Source organism: Blautia hansenii DSM 20583 (assembly GCF_002222595.2).
GTDB classification, from domain to species: Bacteria; Bacillota; Clostridia; order Lachnospirales; family Lachnospiraceae; genus Blautia; species Blautia hansenii.
In genome coordinates this window covers 1,465,731-1,488,469 of the sequence record NZ_CP022413.2, presented here as the reverse complement: position 1 = coordinate 1,488,469, position 22,739 = coordinate 1,465,731, and the positions used below count along the sequence as shown (strand labels likewise).

The window sequence follows — 22,739 nt, the reverse complement described above, 5'->3', positions numbered from 1 at the left end:
TTCATTCGTTTTACCATTATAACATCTTTTTTGAAAAAAATCATTATTCTCTTTTTTTCCTTTCCGGCAAATGTTAGAATAAGAAAAGAAGATTAGATAGAAAGCAGCAGGTTTATTTTATGAAAATATTACACACCGCAGACTGGCATATCGGAAAGCTTCTGGAAGGGAAAAGCAGACTGGAAGAACAACGGATTGTTTTAGAACAGTTTGTTTCCATTGCGGATGAAACAGAGGCAGATGTTATCTGTATTGCCGGAGATGTGTTTGACAACGGGCATCCTTCTGCCGGAGCAGAGATGCTTTTATACCATACCTTAAAAGAATTGAGTAGACAGGGACAGCGTCTGGTAGTCTTAATTGCAGGAAACCATGACCAGCCCTCCCGTCTGGAAGCCATTGTTCCTCTTGCCAGAGAGCACGGTATTATCATTTACGGAACACCGAAAACAAAAATCCCTTCCGGTAAATACGGGAATTTTGAAATAGAGTCTTTAGAGGAAGGCGTATTTTCCTTTTCCCATAAAGGAGAGAAAGCCGTTTTTGTTTGTGTTCCCTATGTCAGTGAAAAAACACTAAATGAGGTTTTATATCGGGAAGAAGACAGTGATGAGAAACGGGCAGCAGATTACGCAGCAAAAATAGGCGAATTGTTCCAAAAGAAAGCAAGCCGATACGAGTATAACACTATAAATATACTGATGAGCCATGTTTTTACACTGGGCTGCAAAAAAGACGGCTCTGAACAGGGAATAATGCTGGGAAATAGCTATTTGCTGCCACCTGAGGTCTTTCCCCCAAAAGCGCAGTATGTAGCTTTAGGGCACGTACACAGACCGCAAAAGGTAGTGGGAAGCCACGGCAGAATTCGATACAGCGGTTCGCCTCTGCCTTATCGCTTGCAGGAAACCGTCATTGCAAAGCAATGTTCCTTAGTTACTCTGCATCCGCAAAAAGAAGCTGTGGTAGAGGACTTTTATTTTGACAATCCAAAGCCTATTGAAAAGTGGATTTGTAAAAGCTATGACGAAGCGTTAAAAAAATGTGAGGAGAACCAAAATCGCCCCTGTTATGTATATCTGCAAATTTACACAGATACTTACATTCGGGAAGAACAATTAAAGGAATTAAAAAGCAGGAAAGAAGATATTTTAGAAGTTATTCCTGTTTTTCCCGAAACAGAAACACCAAAAAAAGGAACTGTTTTTACAGAAAAAAGCTTCTTAGAGCTGTTTCTGGATTATTATCAGAAAAAGAAAGGCGTTTTGCCGGAAGAAGAAATCGTAGAAACCTTACAGGAAATTTTGATAAAGGAGGACGAAAATGAAGCCGATTTCCATGAAAATGAAGGGATTAAATAGCTTTTTAGAGGTTCAGGAAATCGATTTTGAGAAGCTGACCTCTCAGGGACTCTTTGGGATTTTCGGTCCTACGGGAAGTGGCAAAACCAGTATTTTAGACGGTATGACACTGGCTCTTTACGGCACTACTTCCAGAAACAGTACCAATTACATTAACGTAAATACGGACAAAGCTTTTGTAGAATATATTTTTTCCATACAGGAAAAGCAGCAGCATAAATATCTGGTAGCCCGAAGCTTTAAAAGAACAAAAGACGGCGGTATTCGCAGTGACAGCGCAAAATTTGCGGATATTACCGAAGAAGAACCTGTGATTTTAGCAGACCGTGTGGGAACGGTAAACGCCAAATGTCAGGAAGTTCTGGGACTTTCCAAAGATGATTTTTTCCGTACCGTTGTGCTGCCTCAGGGAAAATTTTCTGAGTTTTTAAAGCTGGAAGGCATGGAAAGAAATAAAATCCTGGAACGGCTTTTTCATTTGGAAAAATACGGCGAACGACTGGCTTTTCTGGTAAAAGAACAGGCGGGGCAGTGGGAAGGAAAACGCAAAGAACAGGAGGGCGCTCTTTCCCGTTATGAAGCTGTTACAACAGAGGCAATTCAAGCTTTGGAACAAAAAGAAACAGAATTAGAAAAAAATCTGGCAAAAAAAGAAGAAGCCTTGAAAAAAATGCGGAAAAATCTGGAAGACAGCAAAGGGCAAATTTTATTATGGGAAGAATATGATGCGGTCTGCGAAAAGGAAAATTCCCTTGCAAAAGAGCAGGATGATATCACTGCTTTACAGGAAAATTTGAAAAAAGCAGAAATTGCCAACGGACTGTTTCCTTATTTCTCCGATTATCAGGAAAGTATTGCCAAAGAAAAAAGCTACACGCAAAAAGCTGCCGCTCTTACAGAACTTTGGACTGAAAAAAGAAAGTCATTTACCTTTACACAGCTAGAGCTTCAAAAAGCAGAAGAACGAAAACAGGCGCAAAAGCCTGTCCTTGAGCAGAGGCGAAACAATCTTTTGGAGGCAGTAAAGCTTGCAGAAGAACGAGATATACAGAAAAACCGTTTCCATACTCAGAAAAAGAATAGAGAAGAAATAACGAAAAAGCTGCTGGATGCACAAGAAAAAATGAAGGCTTTATTACAGGATATTGACGCAAGAAAATTGCAGAAAACTGCTATGCAGCAGGAAATTGTAAAAACGACAATATCAGCAGAAATTCAGCAGATGATTATGAACGGTTTTCAAAAAACTGAACGTTTAAACCAACAAAAATGCCGAAGAACCGCCATAGAAGAAGGGCTTAAAGAAGATATAAAAAATATCCGTAACAAAGAAAGAGAAAAGCAAGAACTGTTACAGCGTTTAAAAGAAAAAGAAGCAGAGAAAGCAGAATATCTTCAAAATGCTTGGGAAAATCAAAAAAAGAAATGTGCAAAATTATCTGCGGAAATAGAAAAAGCTCAGGTAAACCAAATAGAAATACAGGGAAAAAAAGAAACGCAGGAACAGCTTTATATGGAAAATATGGCTGCTATTCTGGCAGCTTCTTTGGAAGATGGCATGCCCTGTCCTGTATGCGGAAGTATTCATCATGAAAAACCACAAACACTCCGGCAAAAAGAAGATATTCAGGCATTGCAAAAACAAAAGGAAGCCTTGGAAGAAGAAATACAAGCTATTTATGAAACCCTTGCAGGTTTAAGGACACAGTTGCAGCAGGAGCAGCAGATAACTTTTGAAAATCTTCCAATCAGTCCCAAGCTTACCGAAGAACTGCAAAAGCTCCAAACAGAAGCTGCAAAAAAAGAAACTGAAATCAATGGGCTGCAAAAACGTTACACAGAGAGAAAACAGGAATGGGAAGCAGAAAATAAAGAAATTCTTCAAAAAGAAAACGAGCTGGAAATACAAAAGCAAACAGCAATGGTTGAAGATTTTCAAATCGCTTATGAAGCTTTACAGGAAAAGAACAGAAAAAGAGAAGAACTGCAAAAGCTGCTGGAAACCTTAGAGCAAAAATTGGATGCCCGCATAAAAAATCGGGAAAAAGGAGAGGGCATCATTCAGGAGCTAAAAGCCCAACAGACAGAAGCTTCCTTTCTGCAAAAGCAAGCAGAAGAAAAGCTGCTGGAAATCAAAGAAAAAATTTTAGAAAAAGCTCAAACAGAAGAAAATATTTTAGAAAAATTAAAAGAAACCGAAGCGTCTATTGCTGCCTTAGAGAAACAATACGAAACTTCAAAAGCTCTTTTTGAGCAAGCATCCACAGAAGAACAAGAAGTTGCCCGACAATTAGCTGCCGTAAAGGCGCTTGCAGAAGCTTCCCAAAAAGACAGCATACAAAAATATGCACTTTTACAAGAAAAAATGAAAAGCTGTTCTGTTACAGAAGAAACTTACATTGCAAAATATCATACGGAAGAACAAAAATTGTCTCAGATGAGAGAAAAGCTTGAAAATTTCCAAAAGGAAAAAATCCGTGTACAGGAACAGCTTTTGCAAATTAAGAAAAAGCTCAAAAGCAAGCGTATGGAGCAAGGGGAATTTGCTCTGCTGGAAAAAGAAGTACAGACACTGGAAACCGAAACAACCGAGGAAAACAAAAGCTTTGGTGCAGTGCGAAAAGAGCTGGAACAGATGAAAACAGCATGGAAGGAAAAAGAAAATGTCTGTGTCCTTCTGGAAAAAATTCACCATAAGCTGGACATTCTCTCTGAACTGGAAGGACTATTTCGAGGAAAGCGTTTTGTGGAATATATTTCCCGTTATTACCTAGAGCACATTGCACGAGAAGCCGATACCGGCTTAAAAGAAATGACAGGCAATACTTACGGGCTGGAGATTGATGAGAATACTGCCTTTATTATTCGTGATTACAAAAACGGCGGTGCGTCACGACCTGCCTCCACCCTGTCCGGAGGAGAGACCTTTATGGCTTCTTTGGCTCTTGCCCTTGCTTTATCTTCCCAAATTCAGATGAAGGGAGCAGCCCCATTGGAGCTGTTTTTCTTAGATGAAGGCTTTGGGACTTTAGATGAAAACTGTCTGGAGGTCGTAATGGAGGCTCTGGAAAAAATAAGAAACAAAAAGCGCAGCGTAGGTGTGATTACCCACGTAGAGGAAATTAAAAACCGTATCCCTGTTCATCTTCTCATTGAGCCTGCAAAAGCAGGAGAAGGGGGCAGTAAAATTTCCATAGAAGAATTATAAAATCAAAAGAAGAAGGAGTAAAACACATGATTTCTCATGAAGAATTAGAAGAATTTATTTGTCAGTTTCCCGTATATCAATATGCCTTTTTTAAACCGGAGGAAATTGATTTTTCCTTTCGTGTACGATGGATTTGCGAAAAAGAATGTGAGCGCTATAACTCCACATGGGCGTGTCCCCCTGCCGTAGGCACAGTGGAAGAATGCAGAAAACGCTGTCTTGATTATAAGGAATGTTTCCTGTTTTCTACCATTGCAGAGGTATCCGATGTCATCAATTTTGAGGAAACCTTAGCCACCAGAAAGGAGCATGAAAAAATCACAGCAGCCATAGAAGCCTTTGTTCGTGAAAAGGGCACAGACTGTATGGCGCTTTCTACGGAGTCCTGTGATATTTGTGAGGTCTGCACCTATCCCGATGCTCCCTGTCGCTTTCCGCAGAAAATGCACCCTTGCGTGGAGAGCCACGGGATTATTGTCTGCGAACTGGCAGAAAAATACAACATGGAATTTACCTTAAGCGCCAACCAGATTTTGTGGTTCGGTATTCTTTTTCTAAAATAACCGCATGATTTTCTGCGGTATTTCATAAGATTGAAATAAGAACTTATGCAGGAGGCTTTTGGTGAAAAGAAAATTAGGAGATTTTTCAGGAAAGTTAGGAGACTCCTTACAAATTCCAAAAGATTTATCTTATAAAGAGGCAGTTCTTACTCTCACCGGTTCTCGGGAATTGTACATTGAAAATTATAAATGTATACGCCAATATCAGGATACCTGTATTATACTCCTTTCAAAAAGAAATAAAATTCAGATTGAAGGGAAAAATCTCCTTATTCTCTATTACACAGATGTGGAAATGAAAATAAGCGGAAATATCAATAAAATTTTGTTTTTATAAGGAGGCTGTGCGTGCAGGATTGGAGTCATTACGGAAAGGGCTATGTCCGGATAAAAGCGTATACACAAAGCCCTGAACGCTTTTTGAATTTATGTGCCTATCACAAAATCAAGGTCTGGAATTTAGTAAATAAAAATGATATTTATGAGATGAATTTAAGTATCCAAGATTTTTTTCGATTAAAAAGCATCTGCAAAAAAACAGGTACAAGAATTCAAATTACAGGTAAATATGGACTGCCTTTCTTTTTTTATCGCAATAAAAAGAGGAAGGCATTTTTCATCGGCATTTTTTTGAGTTTTTTCATTCTGTTTTTTCTGTCCGGTTATATTTGGAATATTCATGTGGAAGGAAATGTACATAACAGTACACAGAGTATTCTGGGCTATTTAGAAAAAATTGACGTACACCACGGAGCATCGAAAAAAAAATTGGACTGCGCTTTGATTGCTGAAAAATTAAGAGGTGAATTTCCAAATATCACGTGGGTTTCCGCAAAAATCACAGGAAGCCGTCTGCTTTTGGAAATCAAAGAAAACGACAATATTTACAAGGAAAAAATACCGGAAAAAGGCGCTTACGATTTAATCGCTGACAAAACAGGAAAAATTGTTTCTATGGTTACCAGAAAAGGAACTTCTCTGAAAAAGACAGGGGAGCTTTGTAAAAAAGGCGAAATCTTAGTAAGCGGCCGTCTGGACATTTTAAATGACAGCAAGGAAATAGAAAAATACGAATATACAGACGCTGATGCGGACATTTATGTAGAATATCCGTTAGAATATTATCAGCAGTTTTCCATGACTTATCAAAAGCCGATTTACACAGGAAAACAGAAAAAGGGGTATCTGCTTCAGGTGGGCGATTATTATTTTGATTTTAAGAGAAAGCCTCCATGGGAAACCTTTGATACCACAACAAATCTAAAACAGCTCTATCTTACAGAAAATTTCAAGCTTCCCATTTTCTACGGAAGCAGCACAGATTATGAATACCAAACAGGGGAGTTTGTCTATACTGAAAAAGAGGCAAGGGAAAAAGTAGAAAGTCATTTAAGCATACTTTTAAAAAGTTTAGAGGAAAAAGGGGTTCAAATATCCGAAAATCATGTTAAAATAAACATACAAAAAAATATCTGCACAGCCAGCGGCACACTTCTGGCTGTTGAAAAAGCAGGGAAAAAAGCTCCCACAGACATTCTTCCGCAGCAAACAGAAAGGAATTTTGACATTAATGAGTAATATTTGTGAAGAAAAAATAGAATTACCCGCAGAGCATGAGCGAAATGTGTTCGGGCAATTTGACGAGCACATGAAAAAAATAGAAAAGACCTTGGGCGTCACCGTTATCTCCAGAGACGGACAGCTACGTATTTTAGGTCCTATGGCAGCCTGCCAACAGGCAGTAAAGATTATACGGGAATTTTTGACACTGTCCCAAAAAGGAAATACCATTACCCAGCAGAATGTAAATTATGCGCTGGCTCTCGCAGCCGAAGAAAAAACTTCTGTAATTACAGAAATAGATAAGGAATGTATTTGCCATACCTTAAACGGACGTCCCATTAAGCCAAAAACCTTGGGGCAAAAGGCATATATCGATGCAATCCGTAAAAAAATGATTGTCTTCGGCCTTGGTCCTGCGGGAACAGGAAAAACCTATCTTGCTATGGCAATGGCAATCACCGCATTTAAAAATGATGAGGTAGGCAGAATTATTTTAACAAGACCTGCTATTGAAGCAGGGGAAAAGCTGGGATTTCTCCCCGGAGATTTACAAAGCAAAATCGACCCTTATCTTCGTCCTCTCTACGATGCCCTGTATGAAATCATGGGAGCGGAAAGCTTTGCCAAAAACATGGAAAAGGGCTTAATTGAAGTAGCGCCTCTTGCCTATATGAGAGGCCGGACACTGGATAATGCCTTTATTATTTTAGATGAAGCCCAAAATACCACACCTGCTCAGATGAAGATGTTTCTTACCCGTATTGGTTTTGGCTCAAAAGTTATTGTTACCGGTGACCTTTCCCAAAAGGATTTGCCTTCCGGTGCGAAATCAGGACTGGATGTTGCCCTTCACGTACTGAAAAAAGTTGAGGACATTGCCTTTTGTGAATTAACCAATAAGGATGTAGTGCGTCATCCGCTGGTACAAAAAATCGTGCAGGCCTATGACGCTTACGAGAAAAAAGAAGCAAACGAAAAAAGAGAAAAGAAGCCTCGCAAAGACAGGAGGAAAGAACGATGACACTGAATTTGGAAATGGAATATGAGGAAAATCTGGATTTTGATTACGAAGAGCTTGCAAAAAAAGTAATAGAAGCTGCTCTTGACTACGAAGGCTGCCCCTATGAAACGGAAATCAACCTTGTTTTAACCGGAAATGAGGAAATCCAACAGACAAATAGGGAATTTCGTAATATTGACCGTGTAACGGACGTTCTCTCTTTTCCTATGCTGGATTTTACAGCTCCGGCAGATTTCTCTGTTGCTGAGGAGGATGATACCTGTTTTCATCCGGAAAGCGGAGAATTAATTTTAGGAGATATTATGATTTGTATTCCCAGAATGCAGGAACAGGCAGAAAGCTACGGACATGGGCAGATAAGAGAATTTGCCTTTTTAATTGCCCACAGCATGCTGCACCTGATGGGCTATGACCATATGGAACCTGAAGAGGCAAAAGAAATGGAAAGAAAGCAGGAGGAAATTCTGGCAAGCCTTGGAATTACACGCTAAGAAAAGTGAATAAAACAGGAAAATCAGCCGATACTATAAGTATTCAAAAATAAGGAGGTTCTTATGAAAAGAATAATCTATGGTGTCGGCTGTTTCCTTATCGCGCTTTTCTTTACTGTGGGTTTTCTGATTACTTACCAGCTTACGGATTTAAAAGACAGGATTTATGCTTTAGAAGAAACAAATGCCTCTGCAAAGCAGCAGGTTTCCGTACCCGCTGTCAATTATAAAAACAAGACCTTTGTTCTGGAACATTATCAGGATGGGATTTTGCAGAAGGAGTCCTTCAAGCTTCATTCTTACGGCACAGACAAGGTGGTTTTCCGTCAGGAGGAAGCTCCTGCAAAAAACGCAGGCTATCAGCTTCAGGTTGAGGAGGGATATATCGTTGTATACGAAAATTCTCAAAATCAGGTTTTTGAATATACCGACATTCCTTTGGAAGCCCTGCCAAAAGAGCTGCAAGGTGAAGTGCTGCTGGGAAAGCAGATTAAAACCACTGATGAGCTTTATAATTTTCTGGAGAATTATTCCAGCTAAAATACACCAAAATCCCCTTCTGGACTTATAGACAAAAATAGTGTAATATAAAATGATGTGAAAATGAACCAAAGAGGGAAAATACATGAATATCAGAGAAAAATTAAAAGATAAAAAAAGGATTGTAATCAAAATCGGTTCTTCATCACTGACCCATAAAGAAACCGGACGACTGGATTTGATTAAACTGGAAATACTGGTTCGGGAGCTGGCAGACTTACACAATCAGGGGAAGGAAGTCATTGTGGTGTCTTCCGGCGCCATTGCCGTAGGTCGTGCTGCCATGGGCTTACAGGAAAAGCCTTCCCGTCTTTCTGAAAAACAGGCATGTGCAGCCATCGGACAGGCAAGGCTGATGATGATTTATCAGAAGCTGTTTGCAGAATACAGCCAGACAGCAGCACAGGTATTGATTACCAAATACACCATGGTAAATGATATTACCAGAGAAAATGCCAGAAATACTTTTCAAAGCCTTCTGGATATGGGCGCAATCCCTGTTGTAAATGAAAACGACACAGTTTCCACGGATGAAATTGAATTTGTCAATACCTTCGGTGACAATGATACGCTGTCTGCTTTAGTTGCTGCTTTGGTGGATGCGGATATGCTTATCCTGCTCTCTGACATTGACGGACTGTTTACAGACGACCCAAATGTCAACCCAAATGCAGAGTTTATTGATGTGGTAGAAAAACTGGATGACCATTTAATGAAAATGGGAAAAGGCTCTACCGGCAGCAAGGTGGGAACAGGAGGAATGGCAACCAAACTTTCCGCTGCCCGTATTGCAACCGGTGCAGGAGCAGACATGGTCATTGCCAACGGCGCAGACTTCCATGTCATACATAAAATCATGCAGGGCAGAAAGTACGGAACACTTTTTCTGGCAGATAAAAAAGAACAAGATATTTTACAGGAATTATTTGAAAATCTATAAGCAAAGGAGAAAAGAAACCACGATGGATCAAAACACCATTAACCGCATTAACGAATTAGCAAGAAAATCAAAAGGAGAAGGTTTAACACTGGAAGAAAAAGAGGAGCAGAGAAAACTCCGTGCAGAATACATTGCGGCAATCCGCATGAATATGCGTGCACAGTTAGATAATATTGACATTCAGGAAAAAGATGGAACGATTATCAATTTAGGTGAGAAATATGGCAGAAAAAAAGGAAATTAGAAAATATATTTTCAGAAGACGAAAAGAATTTACTCAGCAGGAAGCAGAAAAATACAGTGAGAAAATCTGTGAAACCGTTATCTCCCTTCCGGAGTTTCAGGAAGCAGACTGCATTTACGCTTATGTAGACTACAATAAAGAAGTCATCACACGAGGCATGATTGAAGCCGCATGGAAAGCAGGAAAACGAGTGGCAGTTCCCAAAGTAACCGGCACTCATGAAATGAAATATTACTATCTGGAAAGCTTTGAGCAGTTAGCACCGGGGTATTTCCAGATACCGGAGCCTGCATGGGGAGAAGAAGCAAAAGATGAGGACGCTTTTTTAATTATTCCCGGCGTTGCCTTTGACAAAAACCGTCACAGAGCCGGCTATGGACAGGGTTTTTATGACCGCTATTTGTCCGTACATAGAAAGCACAAAACAGCAGCCGTAGCTTTTGACTTCCAGATTGTAGAAGAAGTACCTGCGGAAGCTACGGATATTTTTCCCGACAAAGTAATTACAGAAACAAGAATAATCAATTAAAGGATGAATTTAATGGAAAATACAACACTTTTATTTAATGATGAAATGGAAAACATAATTGACGCTATGGATTTAAGTCAGGAAGCTCCCGTGGAAGAACCTCAGCGTCAGTATTGGTTTATGAAAAAAGCACGTCAACTTGTAAAAGAACAGTCTGAAAAACTGGGAAGACCGCTTACTGCCAATATTACGACTTTCGGATGCCAGATGAATGCCAGAGACTCTGAAAAACTGGTGGGAATTTTAGAACGCATCGGCTATGTGGAGGTTCCTGACGAAAACGCAGATTTCGTAATTTACAACACCTGTACTGTAAGAGAAAATGCAAATCTCCGTGTATACGGACGACTGGGTTATCTCCACAGTCTGAAAAAGAAAAATCCCCACATGATGATTGGCTTATGCGGCTGTATGATGCAGGAGCCTCAGGTAGTGGAAAAGCTGAAAAAAAGCTATTCCTTTGTCAATCTGATTTTCGGTACCCATAATATTTATAAATTCGCAGAGTTAGTGGTTTCTTCTCTGCTTTCTGACCGTATGATTATTGATATCTGGAAAGACACAGACAAAATCGTGGAAGACCTTCCGGTAGAGCGAAAATATCCATTCAAATCCGGTGTCAATATTATGTTTGGCTGCAACAATTTCTGCAGCTATTGTATTGTGCCTTATGTACGAGGCAGGGAACGCAGCAGAAATCCAAAAGATATTGTAAGAGAAATTGAACGTCTGGTAAAAGACGGTGTTGTGGAAGTTATGCTTTTAGGGCAAAATGTAAATTCCTACGGAAAGAATTTAGACGAGCCAATGACCTTTGCCCAGCTTCTTACAGAAATCGAAAAAATCGAAGGTCTTAAACGCATTCGTTTCATGACTTCTCATCCAAAAGACTTATCAGATGAGCTCATTGAGGTTATGAAAAACAGCAAAAAAATCTGTAAGCATCTCCATCTTCCTTTACAGTCAGGAAGCAGCGATATCTTGCAGAAGATGAACCGCAGATATGACAAGGAAAAATACTTAAATCTGGTAGAAAAAATCAGAACAGCCATTCCTGATATTTCTCTTACCACAGATATTATTGTAGGATTTCCGGGAGAAACAGAAGAAGATTTTCTGGAAACCGTTGACGTAGTAAAAAAAGTCCGCTATGACAGCGCCTTTACCTTTATTTATTCCAAACGTACGGGAACGCCTGCTGCCGTTATGGAAAATCAAGTTTCGGAGGGCGTGGTAAAAGACCGTTTTAACCGCCTTCTGGAAACCGTACAGTCCATTGGCAGAGAAATGTCTGCAAGAGACACCGGAAAGGTCATGGAGGTTCTGGTAGAAGAACAGAACAGTCAGGACAAGCATTTGATGACAGGACGTCTTTCTAATAATTTGCTGGTACATTTTGAGGGAGATACTTCTTTAATCGGACAACTCTGTCAGGTACGTTTAGATGAATGCCGTGGCTTTTATTATATGGGAACGAAAGTAGGATAAAAAAGAAACAATACCATCTTAAAGAAGTAAGGATACTCCCTACCTCCATTTTTAATGCGAGATATGGAATATCCTTATTTTTGTAGAGCAAAAGGCGTTTTCTTGCAATTGCAACTGATATTTCATGTGTTATTAAGAATTAACAGATAATATACATTTCTCTAAAATATAGTCTTTAAATACAAAGAAAAATATGTTATTATATAAATGAAAAACAACAAAAAATATGTCTAAGAAAGATATAGAAAGCTTTAAAATCTAAAGCAAATGGTTGTAGGAGGTGACACGCATGAAAAAATTTATTGGCATAGTTGGCATCGGACTTATATGTTGCCTGATATTTGTTATTTTGTGGAGAGGAAAAAATCCTGAAAGAAATGGGGAAGATTTTACTCCAATAAAAGAAGAGAACTTTGTCGGAGGACTGTATGTTCCAGAAGGCTATGTTTATAACGGTGGTGAAAGTTTTATAGAGCGATATGTGTTTGAGTATAACGGATATGAGACAACTGATAAGATTGTTTATGATAAAGAAGATGGAAAATACATAATTAGAAGAAATGTGATTGACAAAAGCCGCTTAACAGAAATTAATTTTACTAAAGTTAAAAAAAATATTAATGCGTTTGACACAAATTATTCTGACAAACAGTATGAAGATTATTTTGATGTAATTACAATGGTAGAAAATACTCCTACAGTTGTCAGAGTTTGTTCCTATATTGATGCGAATGGCTGTTTAGACTATGATTGTATTGATTTACAGAATAACCAAGATATAACAGAAAAAGTTGATTTGTGGGAAGATATTATGTAGACAATTAAAATAATATGTTCTATGACAATAGTTGGGGCGGGATTTCCTGAATTCCGCTCCATAGTTGTATTTGGAAATGTTTTTATATTTGCATAGGAAAACTCAAATTTATAACAAAGATACCGACACACTCTGTTTTGTCTTGAATAATATTCCTAAATTTGATAAGATGTTAACCGAATATAAGAATATGATAAGTATCCTTGTTTCTTAGATATGGAAATAAGGATATTATGATATGGAAAAATTTTTAAAAGGAAAAAATATAGGAAAATACATGGGAATTTCAATAAAAGACGTAAATATTGCATCGATTTCACCAATGATGCAGCATTATGTAAAAACCAAAGAAGAATATAAGGACTGTATCTTATTCTACCGCTTAGGGGACTTCTATGAAATGTTTTTCGAGGACGCAGAAATCGTGTCCAAAGAATTAGAGCTTACCTTAACGGGAAAGGACTGCGGTATGTCAGAACGCGCGCCTATGTGCGGAATACCTTTTCATGCGGCAGAGGTCTATTTAAATCGCTTAATCAGCAAAGGATATAAAGTAGCAATCTGTGAACAGATGGAAGATCCCAAGCAAACAAAAGGAATTGTCAGAAGAGAGGTTATCCGTGTGGTAACACCGGGAACTACATTAAACACACAGGCTCTTGATGAAACAAAAAATAATTACATCATGTCCGTGGTCTATGTTTCCAACCGCTTTGGCATTGCCATTGCGGATATTACCACAGGTGTGTTCATGGTTACGGAGGTCGATGAAATCCGAAAACTGCTGGACGAAATTTATAAGTTTTCTCCGGCAGAGCTTGTGTGCAACGAAGCCTTTACTATGAGCGGCATTGAAATTGACGAGCTGAAAAACCGTTTGAATATTTCTCTTTCTGCTCTGGATAACTGGTATTTTGACGATGATTTATGCGCCCGTACCTTAAAAGAACATTTTCATGTGGGAACACTGGAGGGCTTGGGATTAAAGGACTATAACTGTGCGGTAATTGCAGCAGGAGCTTTGTTTACTTATCTTCTGGAAACACAGAAAAACTCCATGGAGCATCTGCGTCAGATTACTCCGTATAGTACAGACAAATATATGCTCATTGACAGCTCCACAAGGCGTAATCTGGAGCTTACAGAAACCATGCGGGAAAAGGTAAAAAGAGGTTCTCTTTTATGGGTACTGGATAAAACCAAAACAGCCATGGGAGCTCGTATGATGCGCAGCTTTATTGAACAGCCCTTAATCGATGAAGGAGAAATTAACGCACGTTTAGATGCCGTGGAAGAAATTAACTGTCATGAAATGGACAGAGAAGAGATACGGGAATATTTAAGTCCTGTTTACGACATGGAGCGTTTAATCAGCCGTGTCAGCTATCAGTCTGCCAACCCAAGAGATTTGATTTCTTTTAAAAGCTCTATTTCCATGATACCATACATACGTCAGCTTTTGTCCCAGTTCCAGTGTGAGGAACTCCAAAAAGTATATGAGGAAATGGATGATTTACAGGATTTATATCAGCTTTTGGAAGCCTCTATTGTGGACGAGCCCCCTCTTGCCATGAAAGAAGGCGGCATTATCAAAGAAGGGTATCAGGAGGATATCGACCATTTCCGTGAAGCCAAAACAAAGGGCAAGGTATGGCTTGCCGAGCTGGAAGCAGAAGAAAAAGAAAAAACAGGTATTCGTACCTTAAAAATCAAATACAATAAGGTTTTCGGCTATTATCTGGAGGTCACCAATTCCTTTAAGGACATGGTTCCTGATTACTACACCAGAAAGCAGACCTTAACCAATGCAGAGCGTTATATCACACCACGCTTAAAAGAACTGGAAGATATGATTTTAGGTGCGGAGGACAAGCTTTATGCACTGGAATATGAAGCTTTCGTCTCCATTCGAACAAAAATTGCGGCAGAAGTAGAGCGTATTCAGAAAACAGCCCGTGCCATTGCCAAGCTGGATGCCTACGCATCTTTAGCTCTTGTAGCATCTCGCAATCAATTTGTCCGCCCCAAAATCAATACCAAAGGCGTTATTGATATTAAAAACGGCAGACATCCGGTAGTGGAAAAAATGATTTCCAACGATATGTTTATTCCAAACGATACCTATTTAGATAACGGGAAAAATCGTGTTGCCGTTATTACAGGACCGAACATGGCAGGAAAATCCACCTATATGCGTCAGTCTGCTTTGATTGTTTTAATGGCGCAAATCGGTTCTTTTGTGCCTGCTGAAAAAGCCAATATCGGAATTGTAGACCGTATTTTCACCCGTGTAGGCGCATCGGATGATTTGGCAAGCGGACAGAGTACCTTTATGGTGGAAATGACAGAGGTTGCCAATATCCTGCGAAACGCTACCTCAAAAAGCCTTTTGATTTTGGATGAAATCGGCAGAGGAACCAGCACCTTTGATGGACTTTCCATTGCATGGGCAGTGATTGAGCATATCAGCAATACCAGAATTTTAGGCGCCAAAACTCTATTTGCTACCCATTACCACGAGCTGACAGAATTAGAAGGAAAGCTGGCAGGGGTAAACAACTACTGTATTGCAGTAAAAGAGCGAGGCGATGACATTGTCTTTCTTAGAAAAATCGTAAAAGGCGGAGCAGATAAAAGCTATGGTATTCAGGTTGCCAAGCTTGCCGGTGTCCCTAACTCTGTTATTGAACGGGCAAAGGAACTGGTAGAGGAGCTTGTCAGTGCAGATATTACAGCCACTGTAAAAAATATTGCTTCCGAAAACAAAAAGCAAAAGACAAAACCGGCCGTTCATTTTGACGAGGTAGATATGGAGCAAATTTCTCTTTTTGATACAGTAAAGGATGACGATGTCATTGAAGAGTTAAAATCCATACAGTTAGATGAATTGCGGCCGGTAGATGCTTTAAATATTTTATATCGACTTCAAAACAAACTGAAAAACAGATGGTGATAAAAATTGAGAAAAATTGCAGTTTTAAGTCAGAATACAATTGATAAAATTGCTGCGGGAGAGGTGGTAGAAAGACCTGCTTCCGTAGTAAAAGAACTGGTAGAAAATGCCATTGACGCAGGGGCTACGGCAATTACGGTAGAAATCAAAGAGGGCGGTATTTCCTTTATCCGTGTTACCGACAACGGGGGCGGTATCCCAAAGGAACAAGTACCTCTGGCATTTTTACGCCACGCAACCAGCAAAATCACACAGGCAGAAGACTTGCTTCAGATTACTTCTCTGGGATTTCGAGGGGAAGCTCTATCCAGTATTTCAGCGGTATCCCAGATGGAAGTGATTACAAAAGCGCCGGAGGATTTCATGGGTGTGCGCTATGTAATTGAAGGCGGACAGGAAAAGGTTCTGGAAGATGTGGGAGCGCCAAACGGAACCACCATGCTGGTGCGAAATTTATTTTTTAATACTCCTGCCAGAAAGAAATTTTTAAAAACAGCGATGACAGAAGCAGGGTATGTGAGCAGCTATATGGAACAGCTTGCCTTATCTCATCACAATATTTCTTTTAAATACATGGTAAACGGACAGCTTCGTCTGCACACCTCAGGAAATGCTAATTTAAAGGATGTAATTTACGGTATTTACGGACGGGATATTACAAGAGAGCTTCTTCCTGTACAATATGAAGTTTCCGGTCTTTCTGTCAGCGGTTTTATCGGAAAACCTTCCATTGCCAGAGGAAACCGCAACTTTGAAAATTATTACATCAATGGCAGATATGTGAAAAGCAAGCTTTTGATGAAAGCCATTGAAGAAGCTTACAAGCCTTACATGATGCAGCATAAATATCCCTTTGTCTGTTTACAATATGATATTCACGGGGAAGATGTAGATGTCAATGTGCATCCTACCAAAATGGAGGTTCGTTTTAAAAACCAGAGTGCGATTTATAATGCTACCTATGATTTAATTACAGATGCTTTAGCAGGGAAAGAAATCATCCCTGAGGTTTCTCTTACGCCAAAGCCGGCCGTTGGAGAAAAGCAAGCTCAAATCAAAGAAGAAAAAATACCGGTTCCCGAACCTTTTGAAAAGAACAGAATTGCAGAAGAAAAACCTGTATATGCTCCCGTAGGGCTTCGCCCGGCAAGCGCTGAGCCAAAAACAGAAAGTAAAGCAGAACCTATAAACGTAAACGAGCCTATAAAACCAACAGAGCCCGAAATACAGGCAAAACCGGAAGAACAGAAGAAAGAAGCTTTCCCAAAAGAAAAGCAGGCAGTAGAAAAAGCAGAACAGCTGGAGCTTTTTGACAACCGGCTTTTATCAAAAGAAGCCCGTATTCATCATCGGATTATCGGACAACTTTTCGATACTTACTGGCTGGTGGAATATGACAATAAATTCTATATTATTGACCAGCATGCCGCTCATGAAAAGGTATTATATGAACGCTTTTTAAAAGAATTTGCCAAGAAAGAAATTCTTTCTCAAATGATATCGCCGCCGTCCTTGATTTCTTTGAATTTACAGGAAAGTAACCTTTTAAAGGCAAATCTGGAAATTTTCCGAGAGTTTGGATTTGAAATCTCAGAATTTGGCGGCAAGGAATATAGTATTCATGCAGTTCCTGCAAATATCTACGGTGTTTCTGTACAGGAGCTCTTTATACAGATTTTAGACAGTTTAGAGCAGGAACACGTTTCCAAAACGCCGGATATCCTTGCCGAGCGTATTGCAACAGCCGCTTGTAAGGCTGCGGTAAAGGGAAACAACCGTCTTTCCGTAAAAGAGGCAGATGCTTTGATTGACGAGCTTCTCAGTCTGGAAAATCCATACAACTGTCCTCACGGAAGGCCAACCATTATCTCCATGACAAAATATGAGCTGGAGAAAAAGTTTAAACGAATTGTGTAGGTGAAGATTTTGAAAAAACCTTTAATTATTTTAACAGGTCCTACGGCAGTAGGAAAAACAAAGCTCTCGATTGCACTTGCAAAAGCAGTCAACGGAGAAATCATTTCCGCAGACTCCATGCAGGTATATAAACACATGGATATCGGCTCTGCCAAAATCAAAAAAGAAGAAATGTGCGGTGTTCCTCATTATCTGATTGATGTGTTGGAACCGGACGAGGAATTTCATGTAGTGCGGTTTCAGGAAATGGCAAAGCAGGCTATGTCAGAAATCTATGCAAAAGGAAAAATTCCAATTCTTGCCGGAGGCACAGGATTTTATATTCAGGCAGTGGTAAAGGATATTGATTTTTCAAAAGAGTCTGAAAAGTCACCGGTAAGAGAAGAACTGGAAAAGCTGGCAGAGGAAAAGGGCTGTACATATCTCCATGAAAGATTACAGCAGATAGACCCGAAATCAGCAGAGAAAATTCATGCAAATAATGTAAAAAGAGTCATTCGGGCGTTGGAGTATTTTGAGCTTACGGGAAAACCGATTTCTGCTCACAATGAAGAAGAGGCTTCAAAAGAGTCTCCTTACAATGTGGCATATTTTGTTCTAAATGATATCCGTGAAAAGCTGTATGAAAGAATTGATGCCCGTGTAGACGCAATGCTGCAAGAAGGGCTGGTGGATGAAGTATCCCTGCTTGCCAAGAAGGGATACACCAAAGACATGGTTTCCATGCAGGGCTTAGGATATAAAGAAATTTTGTCTTATCTGGATGGAAGCTGTACCCTTGATGAAGCTGTTTATATCTTAAAACGAGATACCCGCCACTTTGCAAAACGGCAGCTTACCTGGTTTAAACGAGAGAAAGACGTTATCTGGGTAAATAAACAGGAATTTGCTTATCAGGAGGATAAGATTTTAGATTATATATTAGAAAACTGTAAGAAAAGAGGAGTATTACCATGCAGGAAATGATGGAAATGTACCGTGATTTAGGCATCAGCCCACAAGTGCTTGCTTTTGGAAATCAAATAGAAGCAGAATTAAAAGAACGTTTTCAGGAGATTGATGAAAACGCAGAATACAATCAGTTAAAGGTGCTTCATGCTATGCAGAAGAATAAAGTAAGCGAAGGCTGCCTTTATTCTTCTACCGGTTACGGCTACAACGATTTAGGACGTGACACCTTAGAAGAAGTCTATGCAGCTGCTTTTCATACAGAAGCAGCCTTAGTGCGCCCTTTAATTGCTTGCGGTACGCATGCTTTATCTGTGGCGCTTGCAGGAAATTTAAGACCGGGAGATGAGTTGCTTTCTCCTGTTGGAAAGCCTTACGATACCTTAGAGGAGGTTATCGGTATTCGTCAATCCAAGGGCTCTTTGGCTGAATACGGCATTACTTATCGTCAGGTAGAGCTTTTAGAAGACGGAAGCTTTGATTATGAGGGTATTCGAAATGCCATTACAGACAAAACAAAAATGGTGGAAATTCAGCGCTCCAAAGGATATCTCACACGTCCTACTTTTTCTGTATCCCAAATCGGAGAACTGATTTCTTTTATTAAAGGAATTAAACCGGACATTATCTGTATGGTAGACAACTGCTACGGTGAATTTGTAGAAAAAATAGAGCCAAGTGATGTAGGCGCCGATTTAATCGTTGGTTCACTGATTAAAAATCCCGGCGGCGGTCTTGCGCCAATCGGCGGATACATTGCAGGAAAGAAAGAATATGTAGACAATGCAGCCTATCGTCTTACCTGTCCCGGTCTTGGAAAAGAGGTCGGCGCTACTTTAGGCGTTAATCCTTCCTTTTATCAGGGATTTTTCCTTGCCCCTACTGTTACCGCAGGTGCATTAAAGGGAGCGATTTTTGCCGCAAATATTTACGAGCGTTTAGGATTTTCGGTTACACCAAACAGTACAGAAAGCCGTCACGACATTATTCAGGCTGTTACTTTTGGTACACCGGAAGGCGTCATTGAATTTTGTAAGGGTATTCAGGCGGCTGCACCGGTAGACAGTTATGTAGAGCCGGAGCCATGGGCAATGCCGGGCTATGACAGTGACGTAATTATGGCAGCAGGCGCTTTCGTGCAGGGTTCTTCCATTGAGCTTTCTGCCGACGGACCGATTAAACCGCCTTATACCGTGTATTTCCAAGGTGGTCTTACTTGGTATCATGCAAAATTAGGTATTTTAATGTCCTTACAAAAGCTTGCGGATAAAAATCTGGTTACATTGCCACAGGAGTAAATTATGGAAAAGAAAAAGGTCTGTATTGTAGGCGGTGGAGCTGCCGGTATGATTGCCGCCATTATGGCAGCCAGAAATCATGCAGCTGTCACAGTTTTAGAGCATAATGAAAAAACAGGGAAAAAACTGCTGGCAACCGGAAACGGCCGCTGTAACCTTACCAATGAAAAGCTGGAAAAAAGCTGCTATCACAGTGAACAGCCTAAAATTCTCTGGAATGTTCTGCAAAATTTTTCTTTTGAACAGACGCTGGATTTTTTTAAAGAAATCGGTATTTATCCTGTTTCAAAGAACGGATATTTTTATCCTTCCAGTATGCAGGCCTCCAGCGTACAGGAGCTTTTAGAAATGGAAGCCCGCTTTTTAAAAGTAAAAATCAAGAGCAAAGAGCATGTAAAAGAAATTAAAATTTCAGACACAAAAGAAAGCCCAAAGTTTTCAGTGGTAACCGATACATGGCAGTATCCCGCCGACGCTGTTATTCTTGCCTGCGGTTCTTGCGCTTCGGAAATTGACGGAGCAGACGGCAGCGGCTATACTTTGGCAAAACAATTAGGCTTAAAAGTTATAAATCCCCTTCCTGCTTTGGTTCCATTAAAAGGAAAAGGAAATTACTTTTCAAAATGGGCTGGTACTCGTATTTACGGAAAAATACAGTTACAAGCAGAGCAGAAAACCTTACAGACAGAAGAAGGAGAATTACAGCTTACGGATTATGGGGTTTCCGGTATTCCGGTGTTTCAGCTCAGCGCTCTGGCAGCCAAGCTGTTGCAAAAACAACGTTCCGTTACCTTGCTGATTGATTTCTTACCTGATTTTACCAAAAAAGAACTGGAAGAGCTTTTCCTGAAAAGAAAGGAGCTTTGTCCATACAAAACAACAAAAGAACTCTGTATCGGTCTTATTCCCAAAAAACTGATTGAAGTTCTGGCAGATAAAAAAACAGAAATTTCATCACTGGCAGAGAAAATAAAAGCATTTCCGGTGGAAATTGTGGGGACAAAGCCGTTTTCTAATGCACAGGTATGTCAAGGCGGTGTTTCTCTGGAAGAAATTTCTCCTGAAACCATGGAATGTAAAAAAATTCCCAACCTGTATCTGGCAGGAGAGTTATTGGATGCAGACGGTATCTGCGGCGGCTACAATCTTCAATGGGCATGGTCCAGCGGTGCATGTGCAGGAAAGGAGGCTGCTTTATGGTAAAAATTCAACAGATAAAACTTCCTGTTTCTCATACAAAAGAAGATTTGGAAAATAAAATCAAAAAGCTCTTAAAAATCTCCTCGGGAGATTTACTTTCATGGACAATTCGGCGCCAGTCCTTAGATGCAAGGAAAAAGCCGGAGCTTTTCTTTGTTTATACCGTTGAAGCAGAAGTAAAAAAAGAAAAACAGGTTCTAAAAAAGGTAAACAATAAAAATATTATGTCAACAACTCCTGTGAGATTTTCTTATTTAAAAACAAATACAGAAGTTTCTCAAAGACCTGTCATTGTGGGCAGCGGACCTGCCGGACTTTTCTGTGCCTATTATCTGGTACAAGCAGGTTTAAAGCCTTTGATTATTGAAAGAGGCGAAGACGTAGAAAACCGCCTGAAAACCGTGGAAAAATTCTGGGAAACAGGAGAGTTAAAGAAAGAGTCTAATGTACAGTTCGGAGAAGGAGGCGCAGGCACTTTTTCTGACGGAAAGCTGAATACCTTAGTAAAAGACACAAAAGGGCGCAATCAAGAGGTTCTGAAAATATTTGTAAAATTCGGCGCTCCCGAGGAAATTTTATATCAGCAAAAGCCGCACCTTGGCACAGACATGCTAATCGGTATTGTAAAAAATATGCGAAATTACATTAAAAATGCCGGCGGAGAATTTTGTTTTTCCTCCAAGATGACAGATATTCAAATTGAAAACGGAAAAGTATCAGCCATTACTGTAAACGATACTGAAAAAGTAAAAACTGATTGTCTGGTTCTGGCTATCGGTCACAGCGCCAGAGACACCTTTACCCTGTTAAAAGATAAAAATCTGCCTATGGAGGCAAAGGCTTTTGCCGTAGGTCTGCGTGCGGAGCACCCCCAGACCTTAATCAATCTTTATCAATACGGGCAGGAAAGCTCTCCCTACCTTGGGGCGGCATCCTATAAGCTCACCCACAAGTGCAAAAATAATCGTGGTGTTTACAGCTTTTGTATGTGTCCGGGAGGCTTTGTAGTCAATGCTTCTTCTGAGGAAAAAAGGCTGGCTGTCAATGGTATGAGCTATCAAAACCGTGGCTCTGCCAATGCCAACAGCGCCTTAATTGTTACGGTAACACCGGAAGATTTTCCGGGAACAGACGTACTTCGAGGCATGGATTTTCAAAGAAGACTGGAAGAAAAGGCTTATGCACTGGGAAAAGGAAGTATTCCGCTTCAGCTATACGGTGACTTTACGGAAAATAAAACATCAGAGGCTTTTGGCAGCGTACTTCCCTGTATGAAAGGCAAGTATACCTTTGCCAATTTAAGAGAATTGCTTCCGGAAGAGTTAAACGCAGCGCTTATCGAAGGGATAGAAGCTTTTGAAAAAATCATTCCCGGATTTTCAAGAAAAGATGCTGTTTTAAGTGGAATTGAGAGCAGAACCTCTTCGCCGATACGAATTCTTCGAAATGAAGCATTTGAGTCTGCAATTTGCGGAATTTACCCCTGCGGCGAAGGAGCAGGCTATGCAGGCGGAATTACCTCCGCAGCCATGGACGGTTTAAAAGTAGGCGAAGCAATTATGAAAAAAATCATAAATTTTTGTTAAGGCATATACATCGTTTTTAATCTGTGCTACAATAAAACTTGTTATAGCCAATTGCCGAAGAGCTTATAACAA

19 protein-coding genes are annotated in these 22,739 nt (G+C 40.0%); all 19 read left to right on the top strand.

From position 1 onward, the window contains the following. Positions 1-119: 119 nt before the first annotated feature. The 19 genes from CGC63_RS07350 to CGC63_RS07260 all read left to right on the top strand — a co-directional run bounded on the left by CGC63_RS07350 (position 120) and on the right by CGC63_RS07260 (position 22,667). Positions 120-1,361: an exonuclease SbcCD subunit D gene (locus CGC63_RS07350; RefSeq protein ID WP_004221806.1), complete on the top strand. Its 1,242-nt coding sequence runs from the start codon at positions 120-122 to the stop codon at positions 1,359-1,361. Continuing rightward, on the top strand, positions 1,324-4,569 hold the full coding sequence (locus CGC63_RS07345; protein WP_009247381.1) for an AAA family ATPase: 3,246 nt from the start codon (positions 1,324-1,326) through the stop codon (positions 4,567-4,569). The genes CGC63_RS07350 and CGC63_RS07345 overlap by 38 nt, the downstream gene beginning before the upstream one ends. A 26-nt stretch (positions 4,570-4,595) precedes the next feature. Continuing rightward, a complete protein-coding gene (locus tag CGC63_RS07340; RefSeq protein ID WP_004221809.1) occupies positions 4,596-5,132 on the top strand; it encodes a DUF2284 domain-containing protein in 537 nt (178 codons plus the stop codon). 61 nt (positions 5,133-5,193) lie between these two features. Continuing rightward, positions 5,194-5,469: a YabP/YqfC family sporulation protein gene (locus CGC63_RS07335; RefSeq protein ID WP_004221811.1), complete on the top strand. Its 276-nt coding sequence runs from the start codon at positions 5,194-5,196 to the stop codon at positions 5,467-5,469. Positions 5,470-5,480: 11 nt separating this feature from the next. Continuing rightward, positions 5,481-6,710: a sporulation protein YqfD gene (locus tag CGC63_RS07330; RefSeq protein WP_004221812.1), complete on the top strand. Its 1,230-nt coding sequence runs from the start codon at positions 5,481-5,483 to the stop codon at positions 6,708-6,710. Further along, a complete protein-coding gene (locus CGC63_RS07325) occupies positions 6,703-7,716 on the top strand; it encodes a PhoH family protein (RefSeq protein ID WP_004221813.1) in 1,014 nt (337 codons plus the stop codon). The genes CGC63_RS07330 and CGC63_RS07325 overlap by 8 nt, the downstream gene beginning before the upstream one ends. Further along, complete coding sequence (gene ybeY, locus CGC63_RS07320) at positions 7,713-8,207, top strand: rRNA maturation RNase YbeY (RefSeq protein ID WP_004221814.1); 495 nt, start codon at positions 7,713-7,715, stop codon at positions 8,205-8,207. Before CGC63_RS07325 ends, ybeY begins: the two co-directional genes overlap by 4 nt. Before the next feature lie 63 nt (positions 8,208-8,270). Beyond that, on the top strand, positions 8,271-8,747 hold the full coding sequence (locus tag CGC63_RS07315) for a hypothetical protein (protein ID WP_004221815.1): 477 nt from the start codon (positions 8,271-8,273) through the stop codon (positions 8,745-8,747). Positions 8,748-8,832: 85 nt separating this feature from the next. After that, on the top strand, positions 8,833-9,687 hold the full coding sequence (proB, locus tag CGC63_RS07310) for a glutamate 5-kinase (RefSeq protein ID WP_004221816.1): 855 nt from the start codon (positions 8,833-8,835) through the stop codon (positions 9,685-9,687). Between the two features lie 22 nt (positions 9,688-9,709). Then, positions 9,710-9,931: a DUF896 domain-containing protein gene (locus tag CGC63_RS07305; protein ID WP_022238940.1), complete on the top strand. Its 222-nt coding sequence runs from the start codon at positions 9,710-9,712 to the stop codon at positions 9,929-9,931. Next, positions 9,909-10,460, top strand: a complete 552-nt coding sequence (locus CGC63_RS07300; RefSeq protein WP_004221821.1) for a 5-formyltetrahydrofolate cyclo-ligase — start codon at positions 9,909-9,911, stop codon at positions 10,458-10,460. Before CGC63_RS07305 ends, CGC63_RS07300 begins: the two co-directional genes overlap by 23 nt. A 12-nt stretch (positions 10,461-10,472) precedes the next feature. Continuing rightward, a complete protein-coding gene (miaB, locus tag CGC63_RS07295) occupies positions 10,473-11,948 on the top strand; it encodes a tRNA (N6-isopentenyl adenosine(37)-C2)-methylthiotransferase MiaB (RefSeq protein WP_089438677.1) in 1,476 nt (491 codons plus the stop codon). Positions 11,949-12,237: 289 nt separating this feature from the next. Continuing rightward, positions 12,238-12,765 carry a hypothetical protein gene (locus CGC63_RS07290; RefSeq protein ID WP_004221826.1) on the top strand — a complete coding sequence of 176 codons (528 nt, stop codon included), beginning with the start codon at positions 12,238-12,240 and terminating at the stop codon, positions 12,763-12,765. Between the two features lie 277 nt (positions 12,766-13,042). Next, positions 13,043-15,718 (top strand): DNA mismatch repair protein MutS, encoded by a 2,676-nt coding sequence (gene mutS, locus CGC63_RS07285; protein ID WP_172620988.1) that lies wholly within the window; start codon positions 13,043-13,045, stop codon positions 15,716-15,718. A gap of 6 nt (positions 15,719-15,724) precedes the next feature. Then, positions 15,725-17,635 carry a DNA mismatch repair endonuclease MutL gene (mutL, locus tag CGC63_RS07280; protein ID WP_004221831.1) on the top strand — a complete coding sequence of 637 codons (1,911 nt, stop codon included), beginning with the start codon at positions 15,725-15,727 and terminating at the stop codon, positions 17,633-17,635. 9 nt (positions 17,636-17,644) lie between these two features. Then, on the top strand, positions 17,645-18,601 hold the full coding sequence (gene miaA, locus CGC63_RS07275; protein WP_009247377.1) for a tRNA (adenosine(37)-N6)-dimethylallyltransferase MiaA: 957 nt from the start codon (positions 17,645-17,647) through the stop codon (positions 18,599-18,601). Further along, on the top strand, positions 18,589-19,881 hold the full coding sequence (locus CGC63_RS07270; protein WP_004221834.1) for a methionine gamma-lyase family protein: 1,293 nt from the start codon (positions 18,589-18,591) through the stop codon (positions 19,879-19,881). The genes miaA and CGC63_RS07270 overlap by 13 nt, the downstream gene beginning before the upstream one ends. Before the next feature lie 3 nt (positions 19,882-19,884). After that, positions 19,885-21,084, top strand: a complete 1,200-nt coding sequence (locus tag CGC63_RS07265) for a BaiN/RdsA family NAD(P)/FAD-dependent oxidoreductase (RefSeq protein WP_004221835.1) — start codon at positions 19,885-19,887, stop codon at positions 21,082-21,084. Next, positions 21,078-22,667, top strand: a complete 1,590-nt coding sequence (locus CGC63_RS07260; protein WP_004221837.1) for an NAD(P)/FAD-dependent oxidoreductase — start codon at positions 21,078-21,080, stop codon at positions 22,665-22,667. Before CGC63_RS07265 ends, CGC63_RS07260 begins: the two co-directional genes overlap by 7 nt. Positions 22,668-22,739: the final 72 nt, after the last annotated feature.